The sequence below is a fragment of the Nocardioides lentus genome (genome assembly GCF_039529515.1).
Lineage (GTDB): Bacteria > Actinomycetota > Actinomycetes > Propionibacteriales > Nocardioidaceae > Nocardioides > Nocardioides lentus.
In genome coordinates this window covers 293,249-306,860 of the sequence record NZ_BAAAMY010000005.1, presented here as the reverse complement: position 1 = coordinate 306,860, position 13,612 = coordinate 293,249, and the positions used below count along the sequence as shown (strand labels likewise).

The window sequence follows — 13,612 nt, the reverse complement described above, 5'->3', positions numbered from 1 at the left end:
TCGTCGCGTCCGGCGCCCGGGGGCTCGCGACGGCTCAGACGACCGTCCAGGTGTCGCCGCCACCGACCAGCGCGGCGAGCCGGTCGCTGCGGTCGCCCGTGCGCTCGCCGACCGCGAGGTCGACCTGGGCGCGCGCCTGGTCGTCGTACGTCGGGCGCTCGACGGAGCGGAAGATCCCGATCGGGGCGCGGTGCAGGTAGCCGGCGTCGGTGAGGCGGCTGATCGCGAACGCCGTGGTCGGGTCGTCGGCGTGCGCGTCGTGGACGAGCAGGTCACCGGCGTTGTCGGTGGTGACGTCGACGACCTCGACGCCGCCGGAGGCCGAGCGCACCAGGCCGCGCGGGCCGAGGCCGTCCTCGCCCGGGGTGCCGAACCGGATGGGCTCGCCGTGGACGAGCGGGATGATCGCCTCGTCCTTGGTGTCGCGGTCCTTGATCGCGTCGAACGCGCCGTCGTTGAAGATGGGGCAGTTCTGGTAGATCTCGACCAGCGACGTGCCGCGGTGCGCGGCCGCTGCGGCGAGCACCGAGGTGAGGTGCTTGCGGTCGGAGTCGATGGTGCGGGCCACGAAGGTGCCCTCCGCGCCGAGCGCCAGCGACACCGGGTTGAACGGGTGGTCGACCGAGCCCATCGGCGTGGACTTCGTGACCTTGCCCGCCTCCGAGGTGGGGGAGTACTGGCCCTTGGTCAGCCCGTAGATCCGGTTGTTGAACAGCAGGATCGTCATGTTGACGTTGCGGCGCAGCGCGTGGATCAGGTGGTTGCCGCCGATGGACAGGGCGTCACCGTCACCGGTGACGACCCACACCGACAGGTCCTCACGCGCGGTCGCGAGGCCCGTCGCGATCGCGGGCGCACGTCCGTGGATGGAGTGCATCCCGTAGGTGTCGAGGTAGTACGGGAAGCGGCTGGAGCAGCCGATGCCGGAGACGAAGGTGATGTTCTCGCGACGCAGGCCCAGGTCGGGCAGGAAGGACTGGACGGCCTTCAGCACGGCGTAGTCGCCGCAGCCGGGGCACCAGCGGACCTCCTGGTCGGAGGTGAACTCCTTGCCGGTCTGGGCGGGGGCGTCGGGGTCGACGGGCGGGACGCCGTCGGTGCCGCCGCGCATCGCGGGGATGCCGAGCTCGGTGGTGCTCATCGGGAGGCCTCCTTCTCGTGGGCCGGGTCCGCGTCGCGGACCTGGTGGGCGGCGGCGGACAGGTCGAGCTCGGTGCCGGCGACCTCGCCGACGAGGCTGCCGATGGCCTCGGCGAGCTCGGCGGCCTTGAGCGGCAGCCCGCGCACGTGGTTGTAGCCGACGGTGTCGACGAGGTACTTCGCGCGCAGCAGCATCGACAGCTGGCCGAGGTTCATCTCCGGCACGAGGACCTTGTCGTAGCGCTTCAGCACGTCGCCGAGGTCGGAGGGGAACGGGTTGAGGTGGCGCAGGTGGGCCTGGGCGACCTCGCCGCCGGCGCGTCGTACCCGTCGGCAGGCGGCACCGATCGGGCCGTACGTCGAGCCCCACCCGATGACGAGCACCTTCGCCGCGCCGGTCGGGTCGTCGACCTCGAGCGGGGGCAGCGAGTCGGCGATGCGGTCGATCTTGGCCTGCCGGGTGCGGACCATGAAGTCGTGGTTGGCCGGGTCGTAGGAGATGTTGCCGTGACCGTCGCCCTTCTCGAGCCCGCCGATGCGGTGCTCGAGGCCGGGGGTGCCGGGCACGGCCCACGGGCGGGCCAGCGTCGCCTCGTCGCGCAGGTAGGGCTGGAACTCCCCGCCCTCGTGGGTGTGGGTCGCGAACTGCGGGTCGATGGTGGGCAGCTCGTGGACCTCGGGCACGCGCCACGGCTCGGAGCCGTTGGCGATCATCCCGTCGGAGAGGAGGAAGACCGGGGTGCGGTAGGTGACGGCGATGCGGGCGGCCTCGATCGCGGCGTCGAAGCAGTCGCCCGGCGACTGGGGGGCGACCACCGGGACGGGGGACTCGCCGTTGCGGCCGAACATCGCCTGCAGCAGGTCGGCCTGCTCGGTCTTGGTCGGCAGCCCGGTGGAGGGGCCGCCGCGCTGCACGTCGACGATCAGCAGCGGCAGCTCGGTCATCACCGCGAGGCCGATGGTCTCGGACTTGAGCGCGACCCCCGGGCCGGAGGTGGTGGTCACGCCGAGGTGACCCGCGAACGACGCGCCCAGGGCGGCGCCGACGCCGGCGATCTCGTCCTCGGCCTGGAAGGTCGTGACACCCATGTCCTTGTGCTTGCTCAGCTCGTGGAGCACGTCGGAGGCCGGGGTGATCGGGTAGGACCCGAGGAACACCGGGAGGCCGGACTGCACGCCCGCGGCGACGAGTCCGTACGCCAGGGCGAGGTTGCCGGTGATGTTGCGGTAGGTGCCGGGCGCCATCGGGGCGGGCTTGACCTCGTAGGAGACGACGAACGCCTCGGTGGTCTCGCCGAAGTTCCAGCCGGTGCGGAACGCCGTCACGTTGGCGTCGCGGATCGCCGGCACCTTCGCGAAGCGCCGCGCGAGGAACTCCTCGGTGCCCTCGGTGGGGCGGCCGTACATCCACGACACGAGGCCCAGCGCGAACATGTTCTTGGCGCGGGCGGCGTCCTTGCGGGAGAGGCCGAACTCCTTGACCGCCGCGACCGTCATGCCGGTCAGGTCGACCGGGTGCACGGCGTACTCGGCGAGGTCGTCGCCGTCGAGCGGGTTGTGGGAGTAGCCCGCCTTCGTGAGGTTGCGCGCCGTGAAGTCGTGGGTGTCCACGATGACCGTCGCGCCCTTCGGCAGGTCGCCGAGGTTGGCGCGCAGCGCCGCCGGGTTCATGGCGACCAGGACGTCGGGGGCGTCACCGGGGGTGAGGATGTCGTGGTCGGCGAAGTGGACCTGGAACGACGAGACGCCGTGGATCGTGCCCTGGGGGGCGCGGATCTCGGCGGGGAAGTTGGGGAGGGTCGAGAGGTCGTTGCCGAACGACGCGGACTCGGAGGTGAACCGGTCACCGGTGAGCTGCATCCCGTCGCCGGAGTCGCCGGCGAACCGGATGATGACGCGGTCGAGCTGCTTGACCTGCTTGGCGGATGCCACGGGGCTCCCTGTCGTCGGTGCTGGGGTGCGGTCGTTGACTGCCGGACTGATCCACGATAACGACACACGGGTGTGACGGAATTCCCCGGACGGCCCGTGGACGCCGAACGGGGCGTGAGTCCCGTCACCCACGCCCCGCCCGGTGTCCCGTGGCGCTCTCAGCGGTAGTTGGTGAACTGCACCGCGAAGTCGTAGTCCTGGTCCTTCACGAGCTGCTGGACGGCCTGCAGGTCGTCGCGCTTCTTGGAGCTGACACGCAGCTCGTCGCCCTGGATCTGCGCCTTGACGCCCTTGGGGCCCTCGTCGCGGATCAGCTTGGAGACCTTCTTGGCGTCCTCGGAGGAGATGCCCTCCTTGAGGGCGATCCCGATCTTGGACTGCTGGCCGGACTGGCGCGGCTCGCCCGCGTCGAGGATCTTCAGGCTCTGGCCGCGCTTGACGAGCTTGCCCTGGAAGACGTCGAGCACGGCGGCGGCGCGGTCGTCGGCGGAGGCCGTGATCTCGATGGCCTCCTCGCCCTTCCACTCGATGCTCGCGCCGGTGCCCTTGAAGTCGTAGCGGGTCGCGACCTCCTTGGCGGTCTGGCTCAGCGCGTTGTCGACCTCCTGGCGGTCGATCTTGCTGACGATGTCGAACGAGGAGTCGGCCACGGTGCCTCCACGGGGCTCGGCGCTGCGGTGCGGGGCCCGGCAGCGGGACGGTGAGCGGGCGCTCGGTCGATTGTCCTGCGCCCGACGTGCTGCGCTATTGTCCTGCGCCGTGGGAGCCCCGACAAACGGGGCCGCCCGCAGCACCCCGGCAGGTTGCCCGAGCGGCCAAAGGGAGCTGACTGTAAATCAGCCGGCACAGCCTTCGTTGGTTCGAATCCAACACCTGCCACATCCGGCCCCTGGTCTGCGGAGACGCGGATCAGGGGCCGCTTGCTGCCCGGCTCCGGCTCGCGTCCGACCGGGCAGCACCGGCGCCGCCGGCTCCCCGCGAGCGATCCGCGCTACCAGGCGCCCGGGCCGTCGTTCTCGTGGATGGTCCCGGTGGGCCCGTCGGGGCCGAGGGTCGCGAGCCGGACGATGACGCCGACGGCCTCCTCGACGGGCTGCGCGCCGGGGAACCCGGCTGCGAAGTCGGTGGCCGTCAGCCCGGGGCAGGCCGCGTTGACCCGGAAGGCGGGCAGCGACGCGGCGTACTTCACCGTGAGCATGTTGACCGCGGCCTTGCTGGCGGCGTAGGTGATGAGCGGTGTCTGCGACTCGGGACGCCCGGGGTCGGCGGTGGCCGCGAACGATCCCAGCCCGCTGGAGACGTTCACCACGACCGGGTTCGACGACGCCGAGAGGAGTGGCAGGGCGGCCTGGGTCGTCCGGACCACGCCGACGACGTTGGCGTCGAACAGCTGCCGCGCCCGCTCCGGGTCGACGTCGTGCGCGCCGAGCGTGTTGTCGGCGATGCCGGCGTTGTTGACCAGGACGTCGAGCCGACCGTCGCGGAGGCGGATGGTCTCGACGGCGGCCGACACGGACCGGTCGTCCGTGACGTCGAGCCGGACGGAGCGCGCGCCCTCGCCCAGCCGCTCGACGGCCGCAGCCCCCCGGTCGGGGTCCCGCGAGCCGACCCAGACGTGGTGGCCCTCCGACAGCAACCTGCGGGCCGTCTCGAGACCGATGCCCTTGTTGGCGCCCGTCACCAGCGTGATCGTCATGCGACGAGCGTGCCGCGGTCGTGGTGACCCCCGTCGCCGACGGACGTCCGGCACCGACGCCGCCCGCGGGCTCCGTCCGCCGGCCCGGGCCGAGGCGGCGGCGGGTCGGGGTGGCGACGGGTCACTGCTCGAACGTGTACTCGACGTCGTCGAGCGAGTCGACGGGGAAGACGTAGAAGAAGCGGAGCGGTCGTGTGCCGGTGTTGACGACGCCGTGCGGCACCCCCGCGGGGACCATGACGGCGGTGCCCCCGGACACCTGGCGGCGCTCCTGGCCCACCCGCACCGACCCCTCGCCGCTCAGGACGTCGTAGCACTCGGCGACCGGATGGTGGTGGGACGGCCAGCTGCCTCCCGCAGGGATCGTGGCGACACCGGAGGCCAGGTCGACGGTTCTGGTCGCACTCCTGTCGAACAGGGTGCGCCACGTCGTACCGCCGGGCACGGCCGTGAACGTCTCCTCCGCCAGGTCCCGCGCACGACGGATGAGGATGGCTCTCGACGCGTCGTCCATCGGTCGAAGGTACGGGGAGGGCCCGGCCCGCGGCATCGGCCGCGCCGGCTGCGCCTCGCCGAGTCCCCTCGCCGTCGGGGGAGCGCTGCGGCTGGGCGTCCCGGCCTAGTAGTCGGTCGTGTGGGCGAGGTCCCGGCCTGCGGCGACCTCGCCGGCGAGCGCATCGACCTTCGCGAGCGCGAAGCGGTACGCGTCCGACCCGAGCTGCTGGCGCAGCGGCCCGTCCTGCCGGGTGATCTCGACCAGCGCCGCTGCGGCCTTGGCCGGGTCACCGATCTGGGAGCCCGGCATGGCGAGGTGGTGCGCCGTCATCTCCCGGATCCCCGGGTAGGCGTCCGTGGTCCGCGTGGGCAGGGTGATGGACTCGCCGGTCAGGAAGTCGGTGTCGAAGTAGCCGGGCTCGACGACCGTGACGCGGATGCCCAGGTCGGCCACCTCGGCGGCGAGGGCCTCGCTGAGGCCCTCGAGCGCGAACTTCCCGGCGCAGTACAGCGCCCACCCCGGGAAGGTGACCATGCCCAGGATGGACGAGATGTTGATGATGTGGCCCGAGCCCGCCTCGCGCATGCCGGGGAGGGCGGCGCGGATCACGTTCCACGTGCCGCGGACCTGGACGTCGAGCAGCCCCTGCACGTCGGCGTCGGAGGTCTCCTCGACGGCGCCGAGGAACCCGTAGCCCGCGTTGTTGACGACGACGTCGAGGTCCCCGAAGGTGGAGCGCGCCCGGTCGACCGCCTGCCTGACGCTCTGCTCGTCGGTCAGCTGCACCTCGAGCGCGAGCAGGCCGGAGGTGTCCACGTCGCCGAGCCCGTCGAGCGCGGTGAGCAGCCTGTCGGCGGAGCGGGTGGTCGCCGCGACGCGCTGGGAGTCGCGGAGGAGGTGCGCGACGAGGGCGAGGCCCAGCCCGCGCGACGCGCCGGTGACGAACCAGGTGGCAGGACGGTCGGCGGGGTGAGTCATGGGGGTGACCTCTCGGGTGCGGGTGCGGGTGCGGGTGCGGGTGCGGGCCGGACGGGTCCGTCGAGTCTGTCGTCGGCGCAGGTGCGCCGTCCGCGCCGAGAGCGTCAGTGCCGAGGGGCGACGATGACCGATCCGGCCATTGACTCGCCGCGGTGGACACGTCGCGGCGCGACCGGGCTTGCTATAACCGCACGGTGACCGCCACCGACCGCACCTCCGGCCCGTCCTCCTCGCTCGCCCGCACCGCGTGGCTGGCCGCGCGGGCCGCCGCCGTGCTGACGCTGGCGGCGCTGGTGCTGATCTTCGGCACGGCGGGGGTGCTGGTCTCGCGCGGCAGCGCCCTCGACCTGCACGGCGCCGGCGCGATCGTCCTCCACGTCGGCTTCGGCCTGCTGACCGTGGCCCTCGCGGTCGCGGCGTGGGGACGCGTGGGCTCGTGGGTGGCCGCCGGGGCCTCGGCGGTCGTCTTCGCGCTGTCCTTCTACCAGGCGTGGCTCGGCAGCCAAGGCGACATCCCGCTGCACGTGCCGGGGGCGTTCGTCATGACCGCCGCCGGCGTCGGGCTCGCGGCGTACACGGTCCGGCGCCCGGCGACCGCGCCCCGCTGAGGCCGCTCAGGCGGCGTGCGGCCGCCCGGCGGACGGGCGGCAGCCGCAGGGGTCCGTACGGCGCCCGCCGCGGGCGATCGTGACGACCGGCGCCCGGCAGACCAGGCCGTGCCACTCGTGGGAGCACCCCTCGCAGGTGGGGTAGTCGATCGGGTCGCGGGCTGTCTCGTGCACGGAGGAGCGGTACCCCCACCCCGGAGCGTCCGTACGCGGCAGCGGCGTGAGGTGCGTTAAAGTCGACCAGGTCAGGTGATTTTGCCGTGTTCGACCCGGGAAGGACCCCCATGGCCCCCCAGACCCGCTCGTCCGGACCCTCCGACGCCCCGGCACGACCCACCATCAGCATCGTCGGAGGGGGCGCCAGCGGCACCCTGACGGCGGCCCACCTGCTGCGGGTCAGCCGCGACACCGACCTGCGGGTCGTGCTGCACGAGTCGGGCCCGGCGCCCGCGCGCGGCTTGGCCTACAGCACGACCGACACCCGTCACCTGCTCAACGTCCGCACCCGCGACATGAGCGGCCTGGCCGACGAGCCCGGCCACCTCGTGGCGTGGGCCGAGCGCACCGGCGCTCCCGCGGACCCCGTCGGGTTCCTGCCGCGAGCGACGTACGCGCGCTACCTCGGTGACCTCCTGCGCGACCTCGACGCGCACACCGGCGGGCGGCTCGAGGTGCGCCGCGAGGAGGTCCGCGACGTCGCCCCGCGCGACGGGGGCGGGTACGCCGTGCAGGGCACCCGGGGGCGCACCGACGCCGACGCGGTCGTGCTCGCCTACGGCAACCTGCCCTCCGCGACCCTGCGGGCCGGGGGCGACGAGCTGCCGGCCGCGCCCTGGCACCTCCCGAGCGCCTGGGACGTCGAGGCCCTGCGCGCCCTGCCCGCGGACGCCCGCGTCGTCCTCGTCGGCAGCGGACTGACCGCCGTCGACGCCGCGATCACCCTGCTGGGCGACGAGCCCGCCCGCGAGGTCGTCATGGTCTCCCGCAGCGGCCGGCTGCCGCTCGACCACCTGCCGCAGCCCTGCTCGACGAGCTGGGTGCGCCCGGTGCCCGAGGAGGCCCGCACCGCCGACGCCCTGGCCGCCCACGTGCGCGAGCAGGTCGAGCGGGCGCGCCGCTCCGGGGTCTGCTGGCGCTCGGTCGTCGACGGCCTGCGGGGCTGGAACCAGCGGCTGTGGCTGCGCCTGGACCACGACGAGCGACGCCGCTTCCTCGCCCACCACGCACGCGACTGGGAGGTCGCTCGCCACCGCATGGCGCCGGGCGTCGCCGCCACGATCGCCGAGCACCGTCGTACCGGGCGGCTCCGGCTCCTCGGCGGTGGCCTCACCTCGGTCGCCGACCTCGGTGCCACCGTCCGCGTCGGGCTGGCCGGCGGCGAGGAGCTCGAGGTCGACGCGGTCGTCAACTGCACCGGCCCCTGCCCGGACCTCGACCGCGCGACGCTCCCGGTCGTCGCCGCCCTGCGCGACCGGGGCCTGCTGGCCGCCGACCCCCTCGGTCTCGGCGTCGACTGCCGCACGGACGGACGCGTGGTCGGTCGCGACGGCGTCGCCCGCGACGACCTCCTCGTGGTCGGGCCGCCGCGCAAGGGCGTGCTCTGGGAGACCACCGCCGTGCCCGAGATCCGCGCCCAGGCCGCGGAGCTCGCCGTACGGCTGGTGGCGGAGGTGACCGCCACCGGCGCCGAGGGCGAGCGGGCGCTCGCCCGGCGCTGAGCCGGCCCACGCGAGGCCGGATCGCGGGTGAGGCGACGGCGTACGGCGCGGCGGGGCTGGGCACAATGACGACCATGACGTCGACCAGCACCTCCGAGCCGCAGCCCGTCTCCTGGCACGCCTCCGGCGAGTGGACCGACATCCGCTACGAGACGACCGACGAGCCCGGCGGGTCGATCGCGAAGATCACGATCTGCCGCCCGGAGGTCCACAACGCCTTCCGCCCGCAGACCCTGGTCGAGATCTCCCACGCCCTCGAGCTGGCGCGCGAGGACGAGACGGTCGGCGCGATCATCCTCACCGGCGAGGGCGAGAGGGCCTTCTGCTCGGGCGGGGACCAGCGGGTCCGCGGCGACTCCGGCTACAAGCTCGACGAGGGCTCGACCGGGCGCTTCCACGTCACCGACCTGCACGTGCAGATGCGGCGCTGCCCCAAGCCGATCGTCGCGATGGTCGCCGGCTGGGCGATCGGCGGCGGTCACGTGCTGCACCTGGTGTGCGACCTGACGATCGCCGCCGACAACGCCCGCTTCGGCCAGGTCGGCCCCCGGGTCGGGTCCTTCGACGGCGGCTACGGGGCGGGTCTGCTCGCGGACCTCGTCGGCCCCAAGAAGGCTAAGGAGATCTGGTTCCTGTGCCGCCAGTACGACGCGGCCGAGGCCGAGCGCATGGGCCTGGTCAACACGGTCGTCCCGCTGGCGGAGCTCGAGGCCACGACCGTGCAGTGGTGCCGCGAGATGCTCGCGCTCTCGCCGTGGGCGCTGCGGCTGTACAAGCTCAGCGTCAACGCCCACGAGGACGGTTACGCCGGCATCCAGCAGCTCGCCCACGACGCGAACCTCCTCTTCTACGGCAACGCCGAGGCGCAGGAGGGCCGCAACGCCTTCCGCGAGAAGCGGACGCCCGACTTCGGTCAGTTCCCCCGCCGTCCATGAGGCGCCGGTGAGCCTCCTCGAGGTCGTCCTCGTCGCGCTGGTGGGGGCGCTGGTCGCGACGTCCGGGACGTTCCTGGGGCTGTGGCTGGGAGCGCGGCGCCGCGTGCGGGTGCTGCGGGCGCGGATCGCCGAGATGGAGGGTCGTCGCCGGCCGCGTCGGCTGGTGCCCACCCCGCAGGCCACCGTCAAGGCCGTGCTCGAGACCGCCACGTTGGTGCGGGACCGCGGCGTCGGGGGCGCGCTGCGCACCTCGGTCGAGGAGCTCGCCGACTGGGCGCACGTCGAGCGCCCCGACCTCGAGCGGATGGCCGCGCGCGACGGCACGGTGACCATCCTGTTCTCCGACATCGTCGGCTCGACCGAGCTCAACTCCGAGCTCGGGGACCGCGCCTGGGTGCGGGTCCTGGCCCGTCACGACCGCCTGGTGCGGCGGTGCGTGGAGCGCCACGACGGCCACGTCGTCAAGACGCAGGGCGACGGCTTCATGGTCGGCTTCGCCACCGGCCCGCAGGCGGTGCGGTGCGCGATCGACGTGCAGCGGGGCGGCCAGCGCGGCCGGGCCCGCGACGTCGAGGTCCGCATCGGGGTCCACCGCGGCGACGTCGTGCACCGCTCCGGCGACATCTTCGGTCGCAACGTCGCCCTCGCCGCCCGCGTCGCCGAGGTCGCCGACGGCGGCGAGGTCCTCGTCTCCGACGCCGTCCTCGAGACGCTCACGCCGTACGACGACCTCGTGACCGGTGAGCCCCGCGCGGCCGACCTCAAGGGCATCGGCGCCCGCCAGCGGCTCCACCCGGTCGTCTGGCAGTAGCCGAGCCGGCAGTGGCGTGCGCGGGTACGACGTCGAGTCGGCCCGGATGCGCACGGAACCGCTGCCGAGTCGGCCCGACTGCGCAGACGCGGACGACCCTCCGGCGTCGACGGCGGGCATCCGGCCCGGCCGTCCGAGCGCACGCCTGCTCGGCCTCGGCGAGGCGCACGCGACTGACGACTCGGCCTCGGTGCGGCGCACGCACGTGCCGACTCGGCGCCGGCCGGGCGCACGCACGTGCCGACTCGGCGCAGGCTCGGGTCAGGCGGGCGTGATGAGGGCGGTGACCTCGCCGAGGGTCAGGCGGCCGCCGGTGGGGCCGGGGGCGGAGAAGCGCAGGGTCACCTCGTCGCCGTCGCGGAGCCAGGTGCGGTCCGCGTCGGGACGCCCCGCGAACGCCGCGAGCGGACGGGTGCCGTCGTGGGTCAGCTCGAGCAGGGAGCCGGCCTGCTCCGGGTCCGGGCCGCTGATCGTGCCCGAGGCGAAGAGGTCGCCGGTGCGCAGCGCGGCGCCGTTGGAGGTGAGGTGGGCGAGCATCTGCCCGGGCGACCAGTACGTCGAGGCGTACGGCGGGCGGCTCACGACGACGCCGTCGACCAGCACCTCGACCGCGACGTCGAGGCCGGGGCGGCGCGAGGTGTCGGCGAGGTGCGGCAGCGGCTCGGGCGACTGGCCGGGCAGCGGCACCCAGGCCCGGGTGAGCGCCGCCAGCGGGGTCACCCACGCCGAGACCGAGGTCGCGAACGACTTGCCGAGGAACGGCCCGAGCGGGCGGTACTCCCACGCCTGCACGTCGCGCGCCGACCAGTCGTTGAGCCCGACGACGCCGAACACGTGCCGCGCCACGTCCCGCGGCGCCACCGTCGTGCCCGTCGCGGTGGGGGCGCCCACGACGAAGCCCAGCTCGGCCTCGAGGTCGAGCTTCCCCGTGGGTCCGTACGACGGGCCCTCGGGGCCGGCGACCTGCCCCCGCGGGCGCGCGACGGGCGTCCCCGACACCACCACCGAGCCGGACCGGCCGTGGTAGCCGACGGGCAGGTGGCGCCAGTTCGGCAGCAGCGGGTCGGCGTCGGGGTCGGCGGACGGGCGGAAGAGCCGGCCGACCGCCGAGGCGTGGTGCTCGGAGCAGTAGAAGTCGGTGTAGTCCGCGACCGTGAACGGCAGGTGCAGCGTGACCGAGGCCAGGGGCAGCAGCTCGAAGCTGTCCGCGGTGACGATCCGGGTGACCTCGGCGCGGGTGTCGGCCCACGCGTCGGGGCCGAGCGCGAGGAAGGCGTCCAGCGACGGCTCGGCGAAGTGCGCCAGGCCGGTCTCGAACGCGAGGTCGATGACCCCGTCGCCCAGGCGCACCCCCACGCGCGGGTCGGAGCCCGGCGTCGAGAACACGCCGTAGGGCAGGTGGTCGGGTCCGAAGCCGCTCATGGGCGTCCCTCCAGGTGGGTGACCGCGGTGACCGGGTCGTCGGTGAGCCACGAGACGACCGACGACCGCCCGTGCCGCTCGGCGAGGACGACCGCACGCTCGGCGTCACCCCCGACCAGGGAGACCCGCAGCTCACGGTCGAGGACCTCGGTGACCCACGGTCCGTCGGCCTGGTCCGCCACCGCGAGTGCCACCACGACGGCCTCGACCTCGGCGAGGAGGTCGAGCGCGCGACCCGCGGAGGGGGACCAGTCGGAGGGGAGGCGCACGTGCAGCAGCGCGTCGTCGGCCAGGCCCGCGTCCCAGTACGCCGCGACCACCCGCCGCGCGTTGCCGGCCAGGTCGCCGGGGTCGCGGAGCGCGGTGTCGAGCGCACCGATCGTCAGTCCGCGCCGCTCGCCCAGCGCGACCGGCCCGGCCAGCTGCGCGGCGCCGCCGGTGAGCACGACCCGGACCGGCGCGGCCCCGGGGTCGAGCGACGGCAGGTCCGTGTCGCGCACCGCCCGCGCGCCGACGTACGGCGAGTCGAGGGGCGCGGCGTCGACCGGACGCAGGTCGTCGAGGAAGCCGTGCCAGGTGCTCACGGGCCGACCCTGCCAGATCGAGCCGCCCGCCGCCGCTCCCGCCGACGGCGCGGTGACCGGCTTCCGGAGCGCCGGGGGCTGCGGCAGGGTGGTGCCCATGCCGTACTACCGCAGCGTCGGCGACGTCCCGCCCACCCGCCACACCCAGCACCGCGACGCCGACGGCCGCCTGCGCCACGAGGAGCTGATGGGGGAGGAGGGCTTCTCCTCCGACTCCTCGCTGCTCTACCACTCCGGGGTCCCCTCGGCGGTCGTCGCGAGCGAGGTCTGGGACCTGCCCGACCAGACGCTGACGCCCAACCACCCGCTGAAGCCGCGCCACCTGCGGCTCCACGAGCTCGCCGGCGCCGCGCCGACCGACCCCGTGACCGGACGCCGCCTGGTGCTCGGCAACGCCGACGTGCGGATCTCCTACGTGGTGGCCACCGAGCCCTCGCCCTACTACCGCAACGCGACCGGCGACGAGTGCGTGTACGTCGAGGCGGGCGCCGGCGTCGTCGAGACCGCGCTGGGACTGGTGCCCTACCGCACGGGCGACTACGTCGTCCTGCCGCGGGCGCTGACCCACCGCTGGGTCCCCGACGCGACCGGGTCCCCCAGCGCGCTCTACCCGATCGAGGCCACCGGCCACGTCGCACCGCCGAAGCGCTACCTGTCGCGCTACGGGCAGCTGCTCGAGCATGCGCCGTACTGCGAGCGGGACCTGCACGGGCCCACCGAGCCCTTCCTCGCCGAGGGGGCCGACGTGCCGGTCCACGTGAAGCACCGCGCGGGCGGGCGGGTGGTGGGCACGACCCTCACCCACGCCACCCACCCCTTCGACGTCGTCGGGTGGGACGGGTGCCTGTACCCGTACACGTTCAACGTCGAGGACTACATGCCGATCACGGGCAAGGTCCACCAGCCGCCGCCGGTGCACCAGGTCTTCGAGGGCCGCAACTTCGTGATCTGCAACTTCCTGCCCCGCAAGGTCGACTACCACCCGCTCGCGGTGCCGGTGCCCTACTACCACTCCAACGTCGACTCCGACGAGGTCATGTTCTACGTCGCCGGGGACTACGAGGCCCGCAAGGGATCCGGGATCGGCCTCGGCTCGGTCAGCCTCCACCCCGGCGGCCACGCCCACGGGCCGCAGCCCGCCGCGATCGAGGCCTCGCTCGGCGTGGAGGCCTTCGAGGAGTCGGCCGTCATGGTCGACACCTTCGCGCCGCTCGAGCTCGGCGAGGGCGCGCTGGCGTGCGAGGACCCGGCGTACGCGTGGAGCTGGGCGGGCCGCTCGCTCTGAGGCGTGC

At 74.0% G+C, this 13,612-nt stretch carries 14 protein-coding genes and 1 tRNA gene; 6 read left to right on the top strand and 9 right to left on the bottom strand.

Features of this window, described 5'->3' with window-relative positions; translation table 11 throughout:
- Positions 1–34: 34 nt before the first annotated feature.
- From ABD158_RS12370 to ABD158_RS12360, 3 genes are all read right to left on the bottom strand, one after another.
- Positions 35–1,111: a 2-oxoacid:ferredoxin oxidoreductase subunit beta gene (locus ABD158_RS12370; RefSeq protein ID WP_344007996.1), complete on the bottom strand. Its 1,077-nt coding sequence runs from the start codon at positions 1,109–1,111 to the stop codon at positions 35–37.
- Between the two features lie 26 nt (positions 1,112–1,137).
- A complete protein-coding gene (locus tag ABD158_RS12365) occupies positions 1,138–3,123 on the bottom strand; it encodes a 2-oxoacid:acceptor oxidoreductase subunit alpha (protein WP_425573199.1) in 1,986 nt (661 codons plus the stop codon).
- Between the two features lie 107 nt (positions 3,124–3,230).
- Entirely contained in the window at positions 3,231–3,722 is a 492-nt protein-coding gene (locus tag ABD158_RS12360; protein ID WP_344007578.1) for a YajQ family cyclic di-GMP-binding protein, read from the bottom strand.
- A gap of 147 nt (positions 3,723–3,869) precedes the next feature.
- Between ABD158_RS12360 and ABD158_RS12355 the strand changes: the two genes are divergently transcribed.
- A tRNA-Tyr gene (locus tag ABD158_RS12355) sits at positions 3,870–3,951 on the top strand.
- Between the two features lie 112 nt (positions 3,952–4,063).
- On the opposite strand, the gene ABD158_RS12350 is transcribed toward ABD158_RS12355, so the two are convergent.
- The 3 genes from ABD158_RS12350 to ABD158_RS12340 all read right to left on the bottom strand — a co-directional run bounded on the left by ABD158_RS12350 (position 4,064) and on the right by ABD158_RS12340 (position 6,242).
- Positions 4,064–4,768, bottom strand: coding sequence for an SDR family NAD(P)-dependent oxidoreductase (locus ABD158_RS12350; RefSeq protein WP_344007576.1), 705 nt, complete (start codon positions 4,766–4,768; stop codon positions 4,064–4,066).
- 121 nt (positions 4,769–4,889) lie between these two features.
- Entirely contained in the window at positions 4,890–5,282 is a 393-nt protein-coding gene (locus ABD158_RS12345) for a cupin domain-containing protein (RefSeq protein WP_344007574.1), read from the bottom strand.
- A 105-nt stretch (positions 5,283–5,387) separates the two neighbouring features.
- Complete coding sequence (locus ABD158_RS12340; RefSeq protein ID WP_344007572.1) at positions 5,388–6,242, bottom strand: SDR family oxidoreductase; 855 nt, start codon at positions 6,240–6,242, stop codon at positions 5,388–5,390.
- 194 nt (positions 6,243–6,436) lie between these two features.
- On the opposite strand from ABD158_RS12340, the gene ABD158_RS12335 reads away from it, so the two are divergent.
- Entirely contained in the window at positions 6,437–6,850 is a 414-nt protein-coding gene (locus ABD158_RS12335) for a hypothetical protein (RefSeq protein ID WP_344007570.1), read from the top strand.
- A gap of 6 nt (positions 6,851–6,856) precedes the next feature.
- Here the strand turns inward: ABD158_RS12335 and ABD158_RS12330 are convergent, their stop codons facing one another.
- Positions 6,857–7,024 carry a hypothetical protein gene (locus tag ABD158_RS12330; RefSeq protein WP_344007568.1) on the bottom strand — a complete coding sequence of 56 codons (168 nt, stop codon included), beginning with the start codon at positions 7,022–7,024 and terminating at the stop codon, positions 6,857–6,859.
- Positions 7,025–7,134: 110 nt separating this feature from the next.
- Here ABD158_RS12330 and ABD158_RS12325 point away from each other — a divergent pair, with 110 nt between their 5' ends.
- The 3 genes from ABD158_RS12325 (at position 7,135) to ABD158_RS12315 (ending at position 10,314) form a co-directional block, all read left to right on the top strand.
- Positions 7,135–8,568, top strand: a complete 1,434-nt coding sequence (locus ABD158_RS12325; protein ID WP_344007566.1) for an FAD/NAD(P)-binding protein — start codon at positions 7,135–7,137, stop codon at positions 8,566–8,568.
- Between the two features lie 74 nt (positions 8,569–8,642).
- Positions 8,643–9,503: a 1,4-dihydroxy-2-naphthoyl-CoA synthase gene (menB, locus tag ABD158_RS12320; protein ID WP_344007565.1), complete on the top strand. Its 861-nt coding sequence runs from the start codon at positions 8,643–8,645 to the stop codon at positions 9,501–9,503.
- A 7-nt stretch (positions 9,504–9,510) separates the two neighbouring features.
- A complete protein-coding gene (locus ABD158_RS12315; protein ID WP_344007563.1) occupies positions 9,511–10,314 on the top strand; it encodes an adenylate/guanylate cyclase domain-containing protein in 804 nt (267 codons plus the stop codon).
- Between the two features lie 261 nt (positions 10,315–10,575).
- Here ABD158_RS12315 and ABD158_RS12310 read toward each other — a convergent pair whose 3' ends face one another.
- Together ABD158_RS12310 and ABD158_RS12305 are read right to left on the bottom strand one after the other, a co-directional pair.
- Positions 10,576–11,736 carry a fumarylacetoacetate hydrolase family protein gene (locus tag ABD158_RS12310; RefSeq protein WP_344007561.1) on the bottom strand — a complete coding sequence of 387 codons (1,161 nt, stop codon included), beginning with the start codon at positions 11,734–11,736 and terminating at the stop codon, positions 10,576–10,578.
- Positions 11,733–12,320 (bottom strand): hypothetical protein, encoded by a 588-nt coding sequence (locus tag ABD158_RS12305; protein ID WP_344007559.1) that lies wholly within the window; start codon positions 12,318–12,320, stop codon positions 11,733–11,735. The genes ABD158_RS12310 and ABD158_RS12305 overlap by 4 nt, the downstream gene beginning before the upstream one ends.
- A 97-nt stretch (positions 12,321–12,417) precedes the next feature.
- Between ABD158_RS12305 and ABD158_RS12300 the strand changes: the two genes are divergently transcribed.
- The gene (locus tag ABD158_RS12300) at positions 12,418–13,605 is read left to right on the top strand and encodes a homogentisate 1,2-dioxygenase (RefSeq protein WP_344007558.1); all 1,188 of its coding nucleotides are present in this window, start codon (positions 12,418–12,420) and stop codon (positions 13,603–13,605) included.
- The last annotated feature ends 7 nt before the right edge of the window (positions 13,606–13,612 follow it).